Genomic DNA, 20319 nt, shown 5'->3' on the forward strand with positions numbered 1-20319 from the left:
AACGGTACCGGTTATTACATTGGCCTGTACCGAAGCATTTGTAAAATTTGGATCCTGATAAAGGGCTTGTAAAATTTGTGGATTATTAATCAAATCTTTGAGCGTTTCAATTTTAGTGTTTTTACTAAATAAAACATAGGTTTGATCCAGAACTTTTTTATAATGAATACCCAATGGTATTAAAATGCTGTTCAACGCCTGTTCTACATTTTTAAATTTAGTAATTGAAAAAGCTACTTTGGTGTCGGGCAATGTATTACTTTCATACACAAAATCAACCTGATAAACCTTTCGCAGTTCCGAAAGAACATCCACCAACATTTTAGTATTATTGGTATCATCTTTCCTGATTGTATGGTAAAGCGTACCATTTTTAAAAGGAACTGGCGTTTCTGAAAAGGCAATGCCAATAGACATGGAAAATAGTAATAGCTGCAATAGCAGTAGTTTTCCTACATTTTTTCTCATAATACAATCGTTTTAAAAATTAAAATGCTTATTGTTTGGGATATATATAAATGGTGTTTCCTTTCATTTCAATATTTACATTCATGGCAACAGATATTACCTTAATAAAATCCTGAATGCTTTTTGCTGTAAGATCTCCGGTTAAAAATTTTGTTGTAATAAGTTTTGCATCAATCACAGTGTGGTATCCATAATTATCCTGTATCATCTCGGCAATATCAGTAATGCTGGTATGCTCAAAATGATATTCATTAAATTGCCAGCTACTTCTAAAGCGCACATTATTATCAGACGCTACGCTCATTTTTTTATCTTTTGTTACAATAGCAACCTGTCCCGGAGTAATTTTCGTGAGTACTTTATTTTTGTCGGTAATTAATTGTATAGACCCTTCCTCTAATGAAATCACTGATTTATCTCTGCGGTCTTTTATATTAAAAATAGTTCCCAAAACCTCAACATTGGTTTGTGGCGTATGCACAATAAAATTCTGTTTTGTTACTGTTTTTTTTCGAACATGAAACCAAGCTTCCCCTTTTATCCATACCTCTCGTTGCGCATCATCAGCCCAAACTGCCGGAATTTTTAAAGTTGAATTTGCATTCATCATTACTTCAGTACTATCGGGCAAAACAATTCTTTTCATTTCACCAAAACCGGTTTGAACAATAGCATACTGTTCAGTACTATGCAAATTTTGATTCACAAAAAAATAAGTAAGGGCAACTAAAAGAAAAAAACTTGCAGCGATAAGAATGTGCTTCAGCATAGGATAAATGGATCGAAGCTGCTGACCGGTTATTCTATTTTCGATAGATGACCAGTTGGCATTTCGCTGAGCTTCAGTTGAAGGCTTGTATCTGAATTGAAAAGGAAAATTTTCGCCACTATTTTCTTCCCAAAAATTATCGGGCATAGCAATCTTTTAGTGTAAGACACTCGATTTTATTTTTTATACCCTTTTTTTAGGATTAATTTTTCACAAACTGAAAAAGAAAAGATAATGAAATGAGGGTAGATAACATTTTAGCATCTCGAAGCTTATGCAGTGCTTTTTGCGTGAGATTTGAAACGGACTGATAATTAATTCCCATAATTTCAGCAATTTGCTGATTGTCCATATTTTCGAAATAACGAAGGTAAATTACCTCTTTTTGCCTTTTTGGCAGCTGATTTAAAAGAATTGAAATTTTTTGTTGCAGTATAAAATCACTTTCTTTTTTTACAATAATTTCTTCCGGAGAAAATTCAATATTGGGTTGTTGAAAGAATTGTATTTTAATATTTTTTAATTTTAAATCGCGAAAATAATTTAAAATCTGCTTTCGCAAAGCAGCATAAAAATATGGCTTTACCTGCTGTATGGAATGAAGTGACTTTTTTTTGACCCATAATTTCACAAACAAATCCTGCACTGCTTCGTTTGAAAGGGTCTCATCATCCAGCAACTTCAAGGCATACGCATACAACCCTTCGAACAAATGATGATGCAGTGCTTTAAATGCATGCACATCACCTTCTCTGGCTGCCCTCCACCATTGCAATAATTGTTCGTTATTATGACTATCCTGCAGCATTACAGGATAAAAGTAACTATTCTCTATTTATAAAACCGATACGTGGGTATAATCAATATTAAATGCCATTGTATTATTCAAGCCCATCCATTTCAATTTCAAAAAATTTTAACTCTACTTAAATTTTACAAATAAATACCGGCTTTCATTACCTAAATGCAAATGCCACCCCTGCACCAATACCATTGTATTTGGCAAAAGTATAGTCGGCATAAATTTTTAGAATAAATAAATTGAAACGAACCCCCCATGTATTTGAAATACCGGATGCTGTATACGACATTGCCAATGGATCGGTAGCATTAATGGTAACAGTGTTATTCGGCGGTGGAAAATTGGTATTTAGTGTAGCCTGATACGTACCATTTACATTGATATTAGATTTACCCGAATTATAACCTATAGCTGTGTAAATTTCTAAAAATGAAAATTTTACAGATGCAATGGCCTGAACAGTATAGGCAGAGATATCATACTTCAAATCTGCATTATTGCTTCGAACAGAACCGGAATTGGTTAAATTAGGATAATAATCGGCTGAAAGGTGGTTATAGGCAGCCAAAGCCGACAAATGCAGAAATGGCACTTTTTTAAGAAATGGCAGGTAATTAGAAAATTCATGCTGCAAGCCTATGCCAAAAATGCCCATTGAAACATTACTTAAATCTGTTTTTGGGAAGTAACGCACTTTTAAATCGGTATGCTTAAAAATACCAATGCCCACCTGTGCTACCGGCAGTGGAACAGATACCGGCAAAAATGAAATATTCTTTTTAAAATCGTTTCCTATACCGGTTGGGGTTGTAAAATCGGTGTACGCCTGCTGTCCGTTTTCGGTAACATTTACATGAATGCTTTGTGATGAGCTGCCTCCCATAAACGTGGGCAGACTGGCGCTCGTTGCACCGCCATTTAATTTAAAGGTTGAATAATCAGCATTATTAAATGTAAAATTTTGTTTATCGGTTGGCACTACAGCAGCCTGTAAACTAACGGAAAGATCAAAACCCAATAGTTTATGAGCCCTTGCCGTACTATACCAGCCGCGATTCATATTGTAAATTTCTCCTTCGCCAAAAGGTTGTAAATAATTGCCAACAAATTTATTGGCATCGGCAATGGCCGCAGCAACACCTTGTGCATGAGATGGCAACATAGCAATAACGGTAATAAATAGCAGGGCTATCTTTTTCATATCAACACATTTAAAATTTAAAAATAGTGTTTATTTGATACAGCAAATGAAAGCGCTAAAATAGTTCAACAGCAATAAATATCATGATAAACATACTACAAATTGATGATTATTGATATTTTTTATGCAAATAACATGAAAAAGAGAAATTCAAGCTGTATTATGCTGCTTGAAAGAGAAAAATATTTTATAAAACAATAAAAATTTCTTAAGGCTATACAATTTCGTTTATTTTCTCTTCAGCCAAACCAAACGAAAGGGTCATTCCTGCTCCGCCCAATCCATTTAAAACATATACACCCGGCAAGGCCTTAAAAAATACTTCGGTATCACCATTGGTCATTTTAGGATAAATGCCATTCCAGCTTTGCAATAATGTCCAGTTGGTACAATGAGCAAACTGTTGTAAATATTGTATTACCAGATTGTTTAAATGTGCAGCATCAAACGGATCGAGTGTTAAGCCATACTCATGTGTATCACCAACAGTAAGCTCGCCTTCATCATTTTGTGAAACCATTACATGAATACCCCATTTTAAATATTCGGGCATATCGTTTTCATATCTTGCCTTTAATTGTGGCAAAGAGGCGGCGGCTTTAAAGCTTTGGTAATGAATTAAAGATAATCCGCCACATAATGAAGTACCAATATGCATACCATCATTACCTGCACTATAACGAAGCATTTGTAACTTACACTTTGTAATAGCCAACGCCGCAAATGCCTCGGGAAACAAAGTTTCAAAATCGGCACCACTGCATACCATCACCAAATCGGCCTGCAGGGTTTCATTCCCCATCCATACTTTACCCGATTCTACCCGGTTCACGGCCTTGCTCCAAATAAACTGAACATCTAAATATTCTGATAAATAAACAGGTATGGTTGCAATAGCTTTACGTGGATCAACCACCATTTCAGTGGCACTGTATAAACCACCTAATAAACCCAATTCAACTACGCCTTCAAATTCCTCAATAATATCTTTTTTACGCATTAACTCTACCGGCCTCCCATTTTGATGAAAGGTATCAAATAATTCTTCCAGCACCTGCATTTCATCTTCATAATAAGCAACATGTAAACTGCCGGATTCTCTATACCATATATTGGTACTATCTGCCACTTCTTTCCAAATTTCCTTACTCCGCATGGCTCTGTTATACAATACACCATCGGGTTGCCCTACAGGCCAAACCATTCCAAAATTACGAATGGATGCACCAACTGCTTTTTCGCTACGTTCTATTACAGTAACGGAATATCCTTTTAAACTCAAAGCCCTTGCCGTTGCCAACCCAACAATACCGGCGCCAATTACAATTGCAGACTGATTAGGCATACACAATATTTATTTTATTATATTTCGATTTAAAATAGTACAAAGCAATGGCGGTAACTGCAACACCTATTACAGAAAAAATAATAACGCCGTTTCCGTACAGAACAGACCATTCCATATGTCCACTAAAAAATGTTTTGAGTATAATTACACCTACACTTCCTAAATATCCGAACGAATCGGCCACATACATTAAAAAACCTACATTACCCATATACCGATAAGTGGCAATCATTCTATCAAATAATATACAGTTAAAGGGAATATAGCCCACATACAAACCTAAACCCACCAGCGTCATCCAATACAATGGCGGTAAATGTTGATATAAGAAAAGCCAGGAACTGATACCGACTATCATAAAACCGGCAATAATTAAATAATGCGTTATAAAAAAAGCACGTGCATTGTTTTTAATAAATATCATACTGCTAATCAAAATCAGGACAATAATTGAAATGGGCGTTTCTGTTTCAGTAAATACGGCAGCATTTTTACCAAAACCCATTTCGCGGAACATATCTGCCGCAAAATTGTCACGGATATCACGAAACACCGTTAATATTACATATACTAATACCAATAGCACCAATCCGGTACTAAAATTTTTAAAAAAGATTTTTCTTTCTGCTTTGTTTAATGAAGCCCTGATAACGCGTTGTGCTTTATCTGCCTCTGTTGGCGGCGGAATTTTTTCTAATAACCATAACAGTATTATCATGGGTATAGCAAAAACCAATCCGGTTACAAAAGGCATCCATAATTCTTTAATGTGAAATTGCACCATCAAAGTTTTACCTACCGATTTTACAAAACCGGAGGAGAAAATAAAACTAACTGCTAATGCTGCTCCAATAAAGTCGGTTGCCTTTCTTCCTTCAACAAAGGAAAAAACAATTCCCCAGATAATTCCTAACGGGAAGCCATTGATGAATAAGAAAAGAATATTGTATGGTGCCGGCACAATGGCAAATAGCAAAAGTGCCAACCACGAAACACCTACTAACATTAATATTAACTTGCCTCTTCCAAAATGTTTAAGCTCGGCAATAAATTTAATACCATAAAACTTACTGAACATATAACCTAATACCTGACTAATTACTAATGCATCTTTATACGCCAATCCAAAAATTGCAGGCATATCATGATATGTACCGGCTGTAAAAGGCTTACGGAAGGCGTATACCGTTGCATAGGTAAGAAAAGTAATTACGGCAGCATATAAGGCTACAAAAAACTCCCGATGCTTTTTAATATAATTTACTACCATTGCGGTTGTATAATTCCCTTAAGTTCATTAAGTGAATGAATGATATAATCGGGAGCATAGGTACGCAGTTGCAACTCGGTATATGTGCCTGTTGTAGTGGCTATTACAATACCACATTCTGCATTTCGCCCTTCTAATACATCTACCTTCGTATCACCTACTTTTGCTATATTTTTAGCATCCTGCACACGGGTTTTTTCCATAATAGATTGTATCATATAGGGTGCCGGCCTGCCTTCGGGCACTTCATCGCTGCAAACTACACAAGCAATATCGGGATGATGATTCCAATGTAATCTGTTTAAAATTGCATCCGTAATAGGCCTGGTAAATCCGGTATCTAATGCAACCTGAATACCCAAATTATTTAACCAGGAAAAAATTTGTTCTGCGAAAGGCAATGGTTGTAAGGATGGTGTTGTTTCATAATAATGCACCATACGATTGGTAAAATCGGTATGAATAGATTCGATGCTATGGCCGGGCAATAAAGGTTGTTTATATTGGCGCAGAATAATTTCAATGGCTTCTATTTTCTTATACCCCATTACTTTATCTACATCATCCGGTTGCACGTTTAATCCTGCTGCCTGAAAAGCATCTCTAAAAGTTTGATTGATGTTGCCATGATCGGCTACAGTTGTTCCTGCAATATCGAAAACTACTAATTGAATGGGCATATTAATTTTGTTGTTTTAAGTGTTCTATGATGCGCTGCTGATAAGTTTCTAAATCGGGTAATGATTTGTTGGTTACTTTGGCCTGTTCATCCCAACGGCGTAGTGCTATATATAATGGAAACAAGGGATCTGCTTCAAAAGCTGCAGCTTCTTCAGGTAACATTACCCCTCCCTGAAATTGAAGGGTTTGTTTACTGGCTTCAGATAATTGTGCATAATATTCGGGATCTTTATAAGTTAGGTATCTTTTTGCATTTACATGCGATTCAATCAGTTTTGCAATTTTCAAAGAAAAACCCATTTCCAAAACATAGGCTGCACCTAATTTTTCGTGATCCACCAATCCAAAATTATCCATATGGCCGGCAGCACTCCCTTCGGGCATTATGTGTTCATATAAATGCCCAATATCATGAAAGAAAGCAGCCAATATTACCTCATCATCATACCCGCCTTCTTCAGCCAGTTGAGCGCATTGGCACATGTGCTCTAATTGTGAAACCGGCTCACCTATATAATCTTCATGCCCATATTTTTTATATAACTCAATTATTTCATGGGCCATTTGTTCAATTTGTTCTTTGTTCATGCCGTTTATTTTTGTAACAGTTGCTCAATTGGTTTTGCAACGGGATGATTGGCTGTAAAATGAAATCCCAACATAGCCGCAATAGTAGCAGCAATTTGTTCCTGATACAATTGCATGTGTGTTTTTACTTCTCCTTCCGGTGTAATATCCGGCCCCATTACCGCCATCCAAATTTGTGAAGATTCCGGAATACGTGAACCATGACTGCGCCAGTTATCTTTATTTACATCACCTCTTCCATGATCGCAGGTAACAATTAAAGTGGTTTTGTTACGATATACAGGATTGGATTGCAGATAGTTCCACAAATCGTGTATCATGGCATCTTCGGCATGTGCACTTTTTAAATACTGATCATACATTCCGCCATGTGCAAAATCATCGGTTTCATCGAAAGCAATATACAATACCTTTGGCTGATAAGCTTTCAGATATTCGCGGGCTGCCATATAAGTTAAAATATCCGGGCGCACACTCAAGGGCTGTGCCGTTAAAAACTGCATATCATTAATTAATGCTAAGTTACTGTTTTTAAAATGCAAGGTATCTGTATCTGAATTTACATAAATGCCACTCCGCCATTTATTTAAAATATAAGGAAACACATCCCAGGTAGAAAAGGCAGCCACTTTTCCGTTGAATCCCTTCTGCTTATTCAAAAACTCTAAAACATTTTCGTTTTTATTTTTGATTTTATCGTTTGAATTAACCGTTGTGTCTGGATAACCGGTCATTATTTCATTGTATCCCGGATATGAAAAATGGTAGCGGTTGGCTACGTTCATATCATTCTCATATAAACGGTTGCCATAAAGCCGTCCCCGTTGTTCAACAGTAGACCAAAGAAAAGGAAATAATTTAGCCCTGCTTTCAGCGGGTGTTACCGCTGTAAACTTTTCAGCTATATAGTCGCTGTCGTGCATATAGTTTTTGTCGGCCAATAAATAAGAATCTACCCCTTTAAATACTTCCTGCCAACGTAATCCGTCTAAGGTTACAATAACCACATTTTCAGTTTTACGTTGTGCCAATAACGGATTTGTACAAAAAACCGCTAATAAAATTGCCAAACAAATCATACTTCTTTTCATAAATGCGTTTTAAAGTTATTAAATATTAGCTATTCGTTCATTGAATTTATTCAAGCTCCATTTGCCTTTGAGTTATGTATTTCAATAGTTGTTGCGGGTGGTCGGTTTGTAAACCATCCACTCCCATTTTCAAAAATTTATCCCAAATTGCTGTTGATTCTTGTGGGCTTTCTACATCTAACCAAACCTTTACATGATTTACATGGGCTATTTTAATTAAGTTTTCATCATACAAATTATCTACAACAGCTACATGCATGGTTATAAAAAATTTATTTAATTTTTTTTCTGTTGAACTTGTTTTGGGTACGCTGGTAATGATAGGTACTTGTGGTGCTAACTTTTGCCATTCATGGTATTGTTGTAAGGTATTGGGATATACAATAATTTGATTTTGCATGCCTGCCTGTTGTATCATGTTCCATGCTTTTGCAACATTGGCATTTTTAAAATCAAGGTAAATATTGATTTTGTTTTTACAAAGTTGTAATACTTCTGAAAATAACGGGATAGTATATAATTGCCCATCTTTAGCCGTTGTATGTAAAGCTTTAATTTGTGCATAACCCAAACTGCTCACCGCACCTTTACCATTTGTTGTCCTGTCAACTGTTGCATCGTGCATGAGTATCATTACACTATCAATGGTTTCTCGTAAATCTATTTCAACATATTGCGCACCTGCCTCTATAGCTGCTTGAATTGCGGAAATGGTATTTTCAGGATAAAACACATGGTTACCTCTATGCGCTATTACAACAAAAGCAGTTGAGGAATGAGGTAGTGCCCCATTCCTCTTCTGCGCTTGAACAGAAAAACTACTACTAAAACCAACTACCAAAATCAGTACAATATATTGATACACATTTTTCACTTTTATCATTAATGCATCAAAAAAGTTATTTCAACAACCACATTTTTTGGTTCAAATCATCGGCTGAAAATTGCTGGCTTTGTAGTGCAGTTTTCCAGTTGGCGGCATTTTGTGCCTGTTCAGAAACCGGGTAAGCCCATCTGATTGGAATAATGCCATTGTTACCCACACCACTGCCCCCTTCAAAAGCTGGAACGCCTGTTCTGCGCCAATTGTAATATGCCTCATAGCCTGAATTTTGGAACATGGCAATATATTTTTGCAATACAATTTGTTGTATAGCAGTTGCCGGATTTGAAGAAAGTTGTACTGCAGGCTGTGCATAATAATTGGCAAAGTTGAACGAAACATTATAAGGTGTTACCTGTGTGGTTGATGTTTTACCCGGAGGAAGAAAGTAAGCATTAAAGCCGGGCTGTGTTACATCTATGCCATAAAATTTCATCGACTCAATGATGCCTGTTTTATAATAGCTTTCTGCATTTCCTGAAACCCAACCTCTTTCAATACCTTCGGCAATATTGAAGTTTTGTTCTTTAAAACCAACCAATACATCAGGTTCACCGGTAAAAGTTGAATAATATCTTTTACGGTTTGGAAAGGAGTATAAATTGGCAGAAGCATTACCATACATAATTGAAAGTGGTAAACCTGTGCTGGCACCCACAAAATATTGAAATTTAGCAGGCTGTAAGGTATCGCTTCCAACCAATGCCCATGCCGGTTCGCAGGTAACAAACACACGGGGATCGTTGATAGTGGTTAAAGCTTTTACATAAGTATCGGCCATGTTGTTACGCTGTGCAATAGAACCGAAATTGCTGGGATTGAAAGGATATTGCAAATAAGTAGCATCATATTTTGCTGCCATATCATCTGCCTGACTGGTGAAGATGGGGTACTTGGAAGGATTATTGACAATATTTGCAAACTGTGCAGCAACATTTAAAGTTGCATCTGATGTTTTTGAACTTAACTGAATCAACACCCTTAACTTAAAAGCATTGACCAATTTTTGCCATTTTGATAAATTGCCCTGATAAAACAAATCTTGTGAGGCAGATAATGTTTGATCGTTATTGGCAATTAATGTTGCAAAATGTGTATTGGCAGTATCTAACTGATTCAATATATAAGCAAACACCTGTTGTTGCTGGGTATATGACGGGGTAGGATTTGCGGAACCTTGTAAAGCCTGTGTTAATGGAACATCACCAAACAAAGAAGTAAGATTGTAAAAGTAATAAGCACGAATAAATCTGCCTACTGCTTCATAAGGGTTAACAGATGAAGCGCCTTTTACAACAGCCTCACGCTCCATTTGTACCACATTTTTCAGAACTAAGTAGGGGTCAAACGAACCATTGGTCCAAGAGTAAATATTATTTCCATAATAGTCGTAGTTATTACAGAAATACTGGTTCCAGTTGTGCACATTATTCCAGGAATTGAGGCCACCTAAAGAACCGGCACTGCCATTTCCGGCCATATCTGTTAATACCGTTCCTAAAATTAAGCCCGCAGGAACGCTGGTAGGTTTATTGGGGTCGGCCTGAAGTTCCTGAATTTTTTTAGTACAGGAAGCCAGCAGCAAAACACCCAATAAAAAAAGAGAAATATTTTTTATCTGTTTCATACAATTTGCTTTATGAATTAAAAGGATAGGTTTACATTAAAACCATAACTTCTGGTGGTAGGTGTTTGAAGACCGGAACCACTGTCTTGTGTATACTGGTCTACATCTAAATCTTTATACCGATTGGGGAAGAAGTACAGTAAATTTCTACCCACCAGTGAAACACTCGCTCCGCGTATAAATGAAGTAGGTTTCAGTTTGTTTGCCGGAATGTTATAAGTTAAAGTAACCTCTCTTAATTTAGCATACGTTTTCTTAATAATATCTAAATCGGGGATAGAAGCCATACGGGTAACAAAGGGCTGAACCTGGCTTTTGGTAGTATTTTGTGTTTCGGTTAAACTTTTCATATTATTAATTTGCCCGGTAATGGGGTCTAAACTAATTGGTGCTCCGGTTAAATTAACGCCTTGTCCGGTATAGGCTGCTATGTTGGCCTCATCAAAAGGTCTGGCTACACCAAATGCACCTGTTGCACTTTCAATATGTCTTCCACCCTGCAGTGTTTTTTTACGAACATAATCTTCCATTACACCTCCCACCATTCCATCAAACTGAAAGCGGAGGACAAAGTTTTTATAGCTGAAGGTATTGATGGCTGCCCATTGAAAATTGGGATCAGAGTGGCCATAAATTTTTTGTGCAGAAGAACCTAAATCTGAAAAACGCAAATAAAGGCCTGATGCAGGATCAATCACCATTTTACCATCGGGTGTACGCACAAAGGCATTACCGTAAACTAAATCAACCCGGGTACCATTTTTTGAATAGTTGTTTGGATTAGAATTGTTTACCCATTTTTTTACATAAGTAGATACATTGGCAACTACATTCCAACTAAAACCATTGGCATTGCTAATGGGGTTGGCATTCATGGTAAATTCCCATCCATCATTGGTATAAGCATTACCATTGGTTAAGAAACTAGAATAACCGGATGCTGCTGAAGTTCCCTGATTTACAATACCTGTATTCAGATAGTGATAATGGGTTACATCCAATCCTAATTTGTTATCTAAGAAGCGAATGTCTACACCAAATTCTGTAGCTTTTCGTTCAGCTGTTTGTATATTGGCACTTACTGTTTGGTTGGTATAGCTGGCACTATTGCTTAACTGATTGGTAAATGTTGGGCTTAAAGTATAAGGCTGTGAGAACTGATAACTAGGGCCGCCATAGGGAGAATACCAGTTGTAACCATAACCTGCTGCCGGTGTTGCACTAATATCGGGAGTAAAGAATGCATTAGTGCCTCCACTTTTACTTTCAGCATAAGAACCTCTTACTTTTAAGAAGGAAATGGCTCTTGGTAATTTAATGTAATCAGATAACACTGATGCCAGGTTAAATGATGGATAAAAATAGCTGTTGTTATTGGCAGGTAAAGCAGATGATTTATCAACCCTTCCTGTTACGTTGGCTATGAGGTAAGATTTATAACCCAGATCAACGGAATAATAAGCACTCAACACTTTCATTTGCGAATGGAATGTACTTCCTGTTAAAGGATACAATGAGTTTGAAAATGAGTAAATACCCGGAACATTCAAATAGTTGGTAGAAGTGAAGTTGGAGTTGAAATTAAAGCTACGCACTGTTCCTCCACCCAAAGCTTCCACATCTAAAAATCCGAATAAATTCTTTTTATAACGTACCTGACCATCCACATATGAATCGTATTGTCCTCTTCGGTCTTCTCTGTAATCGCCCATACGCAACTCTCTGCCATAAGCACCGGCAGAATAAGGCATTTTTTCAGAATTGAACATATCATAAGTTGAAACACTGGGCCTTAATTGAAATTCAAGATTTTTGGTGGGTTTATAGTTCAATGAAACATAACCATACATGTTGTTTTGATAGTGGCCTCTTAACCACTCATACGACATAAAGTAAGGGTTATTATATCGATAAAACTCTTCGTATTTTTGTTGAATACCTGCTAAACCCGGTTGCCAGTAATTTCGCATATCACTCATCGCCCAGTCTGCACCACCCCAAAGAATAATATTATAAATAATGCTGTTTGGACCATACTGTACATCCGGAATATTTGGAGTAGATTGTCGGCTGTAGTTAATGTAACTACTCAATGTTAATTTTGGATTGAAGTGTTGTGTAACACTTGCAGTTACATTAAAATTGTTTAACTGCGTGTTGGGTACAATCCCTTTTTGATAAGTATTACCTACAGAGAAACGTACATCTGTTTTTTCGGTAGAAGAAGAAATAGAAACGCTGTTACTGGAAAGCAATCCTGCCTGTATAAATTTTCGAAGGTTATCTTTACCACGGGCAATCCATGGTGTAGGCTGTACATGGCCAATATAAGTTGAGCCATCTGCAAAAGTTGTGGTATAATTTTGTGTAGGATCGTATGTACCATCGTACTGCGGCAATAACTGCCCTCTGAATTGAGGACCCCAAACATCATAATCATAATCGTTAACACCTACGCCAATGGCACCGCCGCCACGATAGTTAGCCGGACCGGAACCACCACCACCAAATGCATATTTACCATTATCACCGGGGCCATATAAATCCTGGTATTTCGGCAAAGCAATAAATCCTTTGTTAATCTGTGTGCTTGAATTAAAATCTACATGCAGGCCCTTGTTTTTAGAACCCTTTTTTGTAGTAATAATAATGGCGCCATTCTTTCCCTGAAAACCATATAAAGAGGCGGCATTAGGACCCTTTAAAATTGTAATCGTTTCAATATCATCGGGATTGATATTATAAGTATCCGACGTAAATGGTACCCCGTCAACAACATACATAGGCTGATCGTTGGCCCCATTCTCACCACGTATAATAATACCGGGTGAATGGCCAATTTCTGAATTGATATTAATGGCAAGACCTGCAGCGTTGCCTTTTAAAGCATTAATAGGATCGGCCTCTCTTGCTTTGGTAAGTTTGGTAGCATCAATAGTTTGTACTGCATAACCCAAACGCTTGGCTTCTTTTTTAATACCTGTAGCAGTAACAACTACCGCACTTAAATCGGCATTTTGCGGATTCAGTGCAATGGCAACGGCATCGCCATTGTGTACTACCAATCTTTTACTTTCAAACCCTACATAAGAAAACTCAATGACATCATTTTTTTCAACTGAAATGCTAAAATCACCATCCGCATTGGTAGTAGTGCCTCGATTGGTTTTTTTAACAGCAATGGAAACACCTTCAATAGGTGTTTGTGAAACCGCATCTACAACACGTCCTTTTAGCACCATACTCTGCGCCTGAACGGTAGAAGCAGTGAGCAGACCAACTGTTACAAACAACAGTAGCCTGAAAAATTTGGGGACAATTTGCTTCATAAACAATATGTTTAGTTATAAGGCAAAACTATCCGGCCAATGTTATGGAATTATTGCGGGAATATTAACAAATAGTAAAGTAATATTTAACAAAAGAAGCAAAATGAAGCATACAGTTAACCAATATTAAACTTTTATGAATTAATTGTTAACAACATCGGCAGGTATTATCCCTTTTGAAGAAAAAAATACACTACCAGCAACAATGCATCTTCCTTTCCGGTATTTACAGGATTATGTAGTTCTGTGGCATCAAAAAACAACGAATCGCCGGCTTCCATATCATAATTATCTTCACCAATGGTATAACACAAATTGCCTTGTAGTAAATATTTAAATTCAAATGCCTGCGTACTCACCGGCTGGCGCTGAGCACCGGGTTCTATACGCAACAAAACAAAATCTAAATGATACTCTTCAAAAGTAGCTGTGAATATGCGCTGGTAGTAAAAACCTACAGCGTTTTCTTTTTCAAAATATTGATATGCTGATTTCTTTTTAAAAATTACTTTACTGCCGGATTGAAGATTGATATTCTTAAAAAATTCGTTCAGGTCAACTTCAAGCCCTTTAATTAAATTCAGCAATACACTTAACGAAGGAATACTTCTGCTGTTTTCAACCTGACTTAACATACTTTTAGTGATACCCGCTTTTTCGGCTAATTCCTGCAGTGTAACATTTCTGTCTTTTCTAATTTCTTTTAATCGGTTACTGATTTGGATAATAATATCTTCCTGCATGACAATTATTTTAACCTGTGTTTGAATTTAAGGCTGTAATATATTTAATCCATTTTAAACAGTATTCCGCAAGTTGTACCACACATTATTTTATTGCATTACTTATTAAATTATGCTTAGCATCATAATTTTAGGTAGGTTTAATCATAATTTTGCCACTGATGTTGAAACCCCTGATCATAGTTTTCATGATAATTGGTATTGGAGCAGAAAGCTTTCAAACCAACTTAATTGAACTGCATTACAGACTAAATACTGCTGCCATTACACAGGAATACTGTGTTAATAAAAATAAACCACAAATGCATTGTAATGGCCAGTGCCATTTGGCCAAAGAGCTTAAAAAAGCGACACAACCTGCCACTAATAGCAATAAAAGTTTTAAAACAATTGATTTATTTGCTTATCAGCATTACCTGCTTCATATAAATCACGCCTTTTATACTGCAACTTCATATTTTCTGTATGCAGCAACACTCAATAAAGGCGTTACTGTGCCTTTATTTCATCCACCTGCAATGCGGGCATAATTTTTCTGTTTTTTCTTTCAGCAATATTTGTAATGGTTTGTTTTACATGCAATGATGTACAACACAGTTACAATACTGCCTGTATTTTAATTTCTAAAAAAAGATTTATGTACAAAAAATACATTACAACAATTTTGTTTTTATGTATTACTGCATCATCATTTGCATGCGCTATTTGCGGGTGCGGCGGTAGTAATTTTTATTTGGGGTTAATGCCCCATTTCAGAACTAAATTTATTGGCATTCGATACCAGTATATGAACTACAATACGGTATTGGTAAACGATCCTACACAGTACAGTCATAACTATTACAATACTATACAGGTTTGGGGCGGGTTTAATGTAGCAAAGCGTTGGCAATTATTATATATTGTGCCAGTTCATTTCAACAAACAAATAGATGATGATGGTATTACCAATAAAAATGGTTTGGGCGATGCATCACTCATGGCAAATTATTTGTTGTTTCATAAAATAAAAACTTACGAACACAGAGCTGGCATTGAGCAACAGTTGTGGGTTGGCGGAGGTATAAAACTACCCACCGGCAAAATGGATGTAAATTTAAAAGACCCAAACATTACCGTAGCTGATGTAAATGCACAATTAGGTACCGGCAGCATTGATTTTATGTTGAACACCATGTACAATATTCGTATTGGCAACTGGGGCGTTAACTCCACCCTAACCTACAAAGCAAATACTGCAAAAAACGAATACCAGTTTGGCAACAAATTTACCGGCAGCGCCATTGGTTATTACAACATTTTGCTGAAGAAAATGAACATAATGCCCAATGCCGGTATGATGTATGAAAATACTGCAGCCAATACCCTCAGTAAAATGAGCGTAGCTGCTACCGGTGGTTATATTACCAGCGCCATGGCAGGAGTAGAAGTGGGTATTAAAAAAATGAATGTTGGCATTACTTGTATGGCCCCTGTAGGCCAGTATTATGCAGCAGGACAAACAAAATTAAATTGGAGAGGTGATGCACATGTAAGTTTTAGTTTTTAACTTTACCCAAAACGATGAATATGAAGCAATTAATTGTAGCAGCATCGGCTTTGCTTTTTTTAGCAGCTTGTGCTAACAACAACGAGAAAACTGAAGTGAAAAAAGATACTGCCGCCGCCATGGCACCCATGCCTATGCAGGCTAAGTTTACCGCAGATATGGTAGATAACCAGCGCGACCCCTCTTGCGGCATGCCTGCCAGAGCAGGATTAGAAGACACCGTGCATTATAAAGGCCACGTAATTGGTTTTTGCAGTAAGGAATGTAAAGATGAATTTATGAAAGACCCCGAAAAAGGTTTAACTGCAGCAGATTTAAAGAAAAAATAAATAGTATGGATAAAAGCCGCTGAACATTTATTCAAGCGGCTTTTTTAATAATCCCAAATTTTTCAGCGCTTCATTATACTGCAAAAATACTTTTTGGTATATCTGATGTGAAGCCGCTTTGGGCATATAGACCGTTAAATTATTTTTTGATGATGCTACGTTGGCATGTCCGGTAGCTTTGGCACCTATCATAACAGCACCCAAGGCAGATGTTTCAACAGTTGCAGGTAATTGAACGGGTAATCCACATATATCGGCCAGCATTTGCACCCATTCAGCACTTTCAGCAAAACCACCTCCGGCGTAAATACTTTCCACATTGCTATTGGTTTTTAGCAAAGCCAGTATAATGGTATAAACATTCAATAAAACCCCTTCCATTACTGCTTTAATACAATGAGCACGGGTATGCTGTTGGGTCATTCCTAAAAAAGCTGCTGTAGCATTTGCATTCCACAATGGGGCTCTTTCTCCGGCAATAAAAGGTAAAACCAATAAGCCATTGCTTCCCGCAGGTATGGCTGCTGTTTCTGCTACAAGTGTAGTATATGTGTTATTTGATTGCAATATTGCCTCTTTCAACCACTGTAAAACACTGGCACCATTATTAGAAGCACCACCCATTACATAAGTAGTATGTTGAAGATGGTAACAAAATGTTTGCATGCCATCATCTAACTGAGGAGATTGAATTATCCTTCTGGCCGCAGCACTGGTACCAATAGTAACTGCTATATTCCGGTCATCAATAATACCCATTCCTAAATTAGCCAGCGGGCCATCTCCGGCACCAATTACCAAAGGAATGGCATTTGCCCAGTTGGGGAGCACTCCATTTTTTACATAAAAAACGGCATCTGTTTGCACAATTTCAGAAAGTTGTTGTTTGGATATATTGGCCAGCGATAAAATACTATCATCCCATTGTAACAAATAAATATTACACAAGCCCGTTGCCGTTGCCAATGAAGTATCAATAGCATATTTACCTGTTAATGCATGCAGTACATATTCTTTCATTCCTATAAATCTGGCTGATTTTTTAAAAACATCCGGATTGTTTTTTTGAAGCCAAAGCAGTTTGCAAAGCGGTGTCATGGCATGTACAGGAACGCCTGTTTTCTGATAAATTTCACTTGCTATACCGTTTTGGTGCAAGGTCAGCGCTTCTTGTGCAGCTCTTGTATCACTCCATAAAATGCAATTGGTTAAGGGTATACCTGCGGCATCAATGGCAATGAGCCCATGCAGTGCCGCACTAAAACTGATACACAAAGGTGGCTGTTGCAAATAAGCTGCCACTTCCAACACACAGTTGATTACGGCCTGTAAAATTTTATCGGGATGCTGTTCTGCAAAACCGGGCTGAGGATATAAAGTTTCATTTTCAATTGCATAACGATACAGCATTGTAGCATTTTTTGAAAATGCAACTGCCTTGATTGAGGTGGTGCCCATATCTATCCCTAAAAAATATTCCATATCTGCCAACTTTATGAATCAGGAAACAATTTACAGTAAGTTATTGCATTCCGGCAAAATGGTTGTTCTCCCTGTTTTAAAAATTGATAAAACTCACTTTACTGATTGATAAGGTTTACCACTAAAGCTGCCTGCCTGTGCTAATTTTGTGGAAATCATTTCTAAAATCAATTTTATAATATGTTTTTTAAACCAAAAATATTAGATACGCTTCAACATTACACATTACAGCAATTTATAAAAGACTTACTGGCGGGGTTAATTGTTGGCGTTGTAGCATTGCCCCTGGCAATAGCTTTTGCCATTGCTTCCGGAGTTTCGCCGGAAAAAGGATTGTATACAGCTATTATTGGTGGTTTTATTGTTTCTGCTTTAGGTGGCAGTAAAGTGCAAATAGGAGGCCCTACCGGCGCTTTTATTGTAATTGTATATGGCATTGTAATGCAATACGGTATTAGTGGCTTAGTGATTGCAACTTTTATAGCAGGCATTATTTTAATTATTATGGGCCTAGTGCGTTTGGGTACCGTTATTAAATTTATACCTTACCCATTAATTGTTGGCTTTACCAGCGGTATTGCTTTAATTATTTTTTCATCGGAAGTAAAAGATTTTTTGGGCCTTAACATGGGCAGCGTACCGGCAGGATTTTTATCGAAATGGTATCAATTTAGTTTACACATAAACACAACTAACGTATATGCATTAGCGATTGGAGCAGTAACACTACTGATTATTATTTTCTGGCCGCGTATTTCACATAAAATACCCGGCTCACTAATTGCCATACTTCTTACTACTACTGTAGTGCAGTTTTTTCATTTACCAGTTGAAACCATTGGTAGTCGTTTTGGTGCTATCCCCAATCATTTACCGGAACCCATTATTCCTACCATTAACTTTTCCGTTATTAAAGCATTAATTCAACCTGCATTTACCATTGCCTTACTGGGTGGAATAGAATCATTGCTTTCTGCTGTGGTAGCAGATGGCATGATAGGGGGTAACCATCGCTCCAATACTGAATTAATTGCACAGGGAACCGCCAATCTCTTTTCAGCCATTTTTGGTGGTATTCCGGTAACCGGCGCCATTGCACGTACAGCTACCAACATCAAGAACGGCGGACGTACACCTATTGCGGGTATTATTCACTCCATTACACTTCTTTTAATTCTGGTACTGGTGGGCAAATGGGCTGCTTTAATACCTATGCCGGCCTTAGCCGGCATTTTGGTAATTGTTGCTTATAACATGAGTGAGTGGGAAAACTTTGTATCTATTTTAAAAGGCCCTAAAAGCGATATGCTGGTTTTATTGGCTACTTTTTTCTTAACGGTTTTAATTGATTTAACTGTGGCCATTGAAATTGGGATGGTACTTGCTGCTTTTCTGTTTATGCGCAAAATGATTCAGTTTAGCGAAGTAAATCTGTTGCCAAAAGAAATGGAGAATACTGATGCCGACAATGCCTCCATTGGTAATTTTTCCATACCGAAAGAAGTGGAGGTTTTTGAAATTTCCGGGCCTTTATTTTTTGGCGCAACTTATAAGTTTAAAGATGCCATCAAATTCATAGAAAAAACGCCTAAAGTGCTTATTATTAGAATGCGGCAAGTACCCATGATTGATGTTACCGGCATTAAAACATTACAGGAAATTTATAAAGAATCGAAACACAGAGGTACAAAACTCATTTTATCGGAAGTAACCAGTGCACAGGTAATGCAAGAAATGAAAGCAGCCCGTTTATTGTTTGCAATTGGAAAAGCCAATGTTACTGAAAGTTTTGAAGGAGCACTAAAAAGAAGTCGAACAATTTTACAGTCCTAAATAAGGCTGTAAACAAAACTGTGTCGAAGTTCAAAAATGATTTATTTTCTATACAAAATGCAAAGCACCCTGCGTTTTGACAAGGCGCCCACATCTTTTATTTAACATAATCACATTTTCCTGAAAGACAAAGACGGTGTTTTCGGGCTTTTTTTAAATTTCTTCAACAGGTATTCGAAACATCTTCGAAACAATCCAATATTTATGCAGGTTCTATCGAACCAGTGTCGAAAATGGCAGGGAAATTGCTACTTTTGTATTTGCTTTGGAATATGTTGAAAAACCAGACAGATTTATTTGGCAGGTGCATTGTTAATTTAAATCGC

The 20319-nt window shown here is 37.1% G+C and carries 18 protein-coding genes; 4 read left to right on the top strand and 14 right to left on the bottom strand.

The window, feature by feature from the left end; all coding sequences use genetic code 11:
* From EO766_RS15425 to EO766_RS15485, 13 genes are all read right to left on the bottom strand, one after another.
* A partial coding sequence (locus EO766_RS15425) for a DUF4974 domain-containing protein (protein ID WP_287101481.1) occupies positions 1 to 468 on the bottom strand: 468 nt, incomplete at its 3' end.
* A 28-nt stretch (positions 469 to 496) separates the two neighbouring features.
* Positions 497 to 1384 carry a FecR family protein gene (locus tag EO766_RS15430; protein WP_074419612.1) on the bottom strand — a complete coding sequence of 296 codons (888 nt, stop codon included), beginning with the start codon at positions 1382 to 1384 and terminating at the stop codon, positions 497 to 499.
* Between the two features lie 55 nt (positions 1385 to 1439).
* Positions 1440 to 2045, bottom strand: coding sequence for an RNA polymerase sigma factor (locus EO766_RS15435; protein ID WP_074419613.1), 606 nt, complete (start codon positions 2043 to 2045; stop codon positions 1440 to 1442).
* Positions 2046 to 2193: 148 nt separating this feature from the next.
* On the bottom strand, positions 2194 to 3240 hold the full coding sequence (locus EO766_RS15440) for a DUF6588 family protein (RefSeq protein WP_074419614.1): 1047 nt from the start codon (positions 3238 to 3240) through the stop codon (positions 2194 to 2196).
* Positions 3241 to 3454: 214 nt separating this feature from the next.
* A complete protein-coding gene (locus EO766_RS15445) occupies positions 3455 to 4585 on the bottom strand; it encodes a TIGR03364 family FAD-dependent oxidoreductase (protein ID WP_074419615.1) in 1131 nt (376 codons plus the stop codon).
* Positions 4578 to 5858, bottom strand: a complete 1281-nt coding sequence (locus EO766_RS15450) for a DUF5690 family protein (protein ID WP_287101483.1) — start codon at positions 5856 to 5858, stop codon at positions 4578 to 4580. The genes EO766_RS15445 and EO766_RS15450 overlap by 8 nt, the downstream gene beginning before the upstream one ends.
* A complete protein-coding gene (locus EO766_RS15455) occupies positions 5852 to 6538 on the bottom strand; it encodes an HAD hydrolase-like protein (RefSeq protein WP_074419666.1) in 687 nt (228 codons plus the stop codon). Before EO766_RS15455 ends, EO766_RS15450 begins: the two co-directional genes overlap by 7 nt.
* Before the next feature lies 1 nt (position 6539).
* Positions 6540 to 7127: an HD domain-containing protein gene (locus tag EO766_RS15460; protein ID WP_074419667.1), complete on the bottom strand. Its 588-nt coding sequence runs from the start codon at positions 7125 to 7127 to the stop codon at positions 6540 to 6542.
* 5 nt (positions 7128 to 7132) lie between these two features.
* On the bottom strand, positions 7133 to 8218 hold the full coding sequence (locus EO766_RS15465) for an alkaline phosphatase family protein (protein ID WP_074419668.1): 1086 nt from the start codon (positions 8216 to 8218) through the stop codon (positions 7133 to 7135).
* 46 nt (positions 8219 to 8264) lie between these two features.
* Positions 8265 to 9083: a glycerophosphodiester phosphodiesterase family protein gene (locus EO766_RS15470; protein ID WP_074419669.1), complete on the bottom strand. Its 819-nt coding sequence runs from the start codon at positions 9081 to 9083 to the stop codon at positions 8265 to 8267.
* Positions 9084 to 9117: 34 nt separating this feature from the next.
* Positions 9118 to 10728 (bottom strand): SusD/RagB family nutrient-binding outer membrane lipoprotein, encoded by a 1611-nt coding sequence (locus EO766_RS15475; RefSeq protein ID WP_218331075.1) that lies wholly within the window; start codon positions 10726 to 10728, stop codon positions 9118 to 9120.
* Between the two features lie 17 nt (positions 10729 to 10745).
* Positions 10746 to 14057 carry a SusC/RagA family TonB-linked outer membrane protein gene (locus EO766_RS15480; RefSeq protein ID WP_074420516.1) on the bottom strand — a complete coding sequence of 1104 codons (3312 nt, stop codon included), beginning with the start codon at positions 14055 to 14057 and terminating at the stop codon, positions 10746 to 10748.
* A gap of 167 nt (positions 14058 to 14224) precedes the next feature.
* Positions 14225 to 14800 carry a helix-turn-helix domain-containing protein gene (locus tag EO766_RS15485; protein ID WP_074418608.1) on the bottom strand — a complete coding sequence of 192 codons (576 nt, stop codon included), beginning with the start codon at positions 14798 to 14800 and terminating at the stop codon, positions 14225 to 14227.
* A 188-nt stretch (positions 14801 to 14988) separates the two neighbouring features.
* Here EO766_RS15485 and EO766_RS15490 point away from each other — a divergent pair, with 188 nt between their 5' ends.
* The 3 genes from EO766_RS15490 to EO766_RS15500 all read left to right on the top strand — a co-directional run bounded on the left by EO766_RS15490 (position 14989) and on the right by EO766_RS15500 (position 16678).
* Positions 14989 to 15330, top strand: coding sequence for a hypothetical protein (locus EO766_RS15490; protein WP_074420515.1), 342 nt, complete (start codon positions 14989 to 14991; stop codon positions 15328 to 15330).
* 107 nt (positions 15331 to 15437) lie between these two features.
* A complete protein-coding gene (locus EO766_RS15495) occupies positions 15438 to 16349 on the top strand; it encodes a hypothetical protein (RefSeq protein ID WP_287101486.1) in 912 nt (303 codons plus the stop codon).
* Positions 16350 to 16369: 20 nt separating this feature from the next.
* Positions 16370 to 16678 carry a YHS domain-containing protein gene (locus tag EO766_RS15500; RefSeq protein ID WP_218836991.1) on the top strand — a complete coding sequence of 103 codons (309 nt, stop codon included), beginning with the start codon at positions 16370 to 16372 and terminating at the stop codon, positions 16676 to 16678.
* A gap of 27 nt (positions 16679 to 16705) precedes the next feature.
* Here EO766_RS15500 and EO766_RS15505 read toward each other — a convergent pair whose 3' ends face one another.
* Positions 16706 to 18160 carry a gluconokinase gene (locus EO766_RS15505; RefSeq protein ID WP_074420470.1) on the bottom strand — a complete coding sequence of 485 codons (1455 nt, stop codon included), beginning with the start codon at positions 18158 to 18160 and terminating at the stop codon, positions 16706 to 16708.
* A gap of 180 nt (positions 18161 to 18340) precedes the next feature.
* On the opposite strand from EO766_RS15505, the gene EO766_RS15510 reads away from it, so the two are divergent.
* Positions 18341 to 19993, top strand: a complete 1653-nt coding sequence (locus EO766_RS15510) for a SulP family inorganic anion transporter (RefSeq protein ID WP_074420471.1) — start codon at positions 18341 to 18343, stop codon at positions 19991 to 19993.
* Positions 19994 to 20319 lie beyond the last annotated feature (326 nt).

Source organism: Hydrotalea sp. AMD (assembly GCF_004100315.1).
Lineage (GTDB): Bacteria > Bacteroidota > Bacteroidia > Chitinophagales > Chitinophagaceae > Hydrotalea > Hydrotalea flava.

Coding starts and splice junctions, on each gene's coding strand:
- EO766_RS15480 (WP_074420516.1), bottom strand. CDS start 14,057: ATGAAGCAAATTGTCCCCAAATTTTTCAGGCTACTGTTGTTTGTAACA.
- EO766_RS15440 (WP_074419614.1), bottom strand. CDS start 3,240: ATGAAAAAGATAGCCCTGCTATTTATTACCGTTATTGCTATGTTGCCA.
- EO766_RS15465 (WP_074419668.1), bottom strand. CDS start 8,218: ATGAAAAGAAGTATGATTTGTTTGGCAATTTTATTAGCGGTTTTTTGT.
- EO766_RS15430 (WP_074419612.1), bottom strand. CDS start 1,384: ATGCCCGATAATTTTTGGGAAGAAAATAGTGGCGAAAATTTTCCTTTT.
- EO766_RS15495 (WP_287101486.1), top strand. CDS start 15,438: ATGTACAAAAAATACATTACAACAATTTTGTTTTTATGTATTACTGCA.
- EO766_RS15505 (WP_074420470.1), bottom strand. CDS start 18,160: ATGGAATATTTTTTAGGGATAGATATGGGCACCACCTCAATCAAGGCA.
- EO766_RS15450 (WP_287101483.1), bottom strand. CDS start 5,858: ATGGTAGTAAATTATATTAAAAAGCATCGGGAGTTTTTTGTAGCCTTA.
- EO766_RS15500 (WP_218836991.1), top strand. CDS start 16,370: ATGAAGCAATTAATTGTAGCAGCATCGGCTTTGCTTTTTTTAGCAGCT.
- EO766_RS15475 (WP_218331075.1), bottom strand. CDS start 10,728: ATGAAACAGATAAAAAATATTTCTCTTTTTTTATTGGGTGTTTTGCTG.
- EO766_RS15435 (WP_074419613.1), bottom strand. CDS start 2,045: ATGCTGCAGGATAGTCATAATAACGAACAATTATTGCAATGGTGGAGG.
- EO766_RS15510 (WP_074420471.1), top strand. CDS start 18,341: ATGTTTTTTAAACCAAAAATATTAGATACGCTTCAACATTACACATTA.
- EO766_RS15455 (WP_074419666.1), bottom strand. CDS start 6,538: ATGCCCATTCAATTAGTAGTTTTCGATATTGCAGGAACAACTGTAGCC.
- EO766_RS15445 (WP_074419615.1), bottom strand. CDS start 4,585: ATGCCTAATCAGTCTGCAATTGTAATTGGCGCCGGTATTGTTGGGTTG.
- EO766_RS15460 (WP_074419667.1), bottom strand. CDS start 7,127: ATGAACAAAGAACAAATTGAACAAATGGCCCATGAAATAATTGAGTTA.
- EO766_RS15490 (WP_074420515.1), top strand. CDS start 14,989: ATGATAATTGGTATTGGAGCAGAAAGCTTTCAAACCAACTTAATTGAA.
- EO766_RS15485 (WP_074418608.1), bottom strand. CDS start 14,800: ATGCAGGAAGATATTATTATCCAAATCAGTAACCGATTAAAAGAAATT.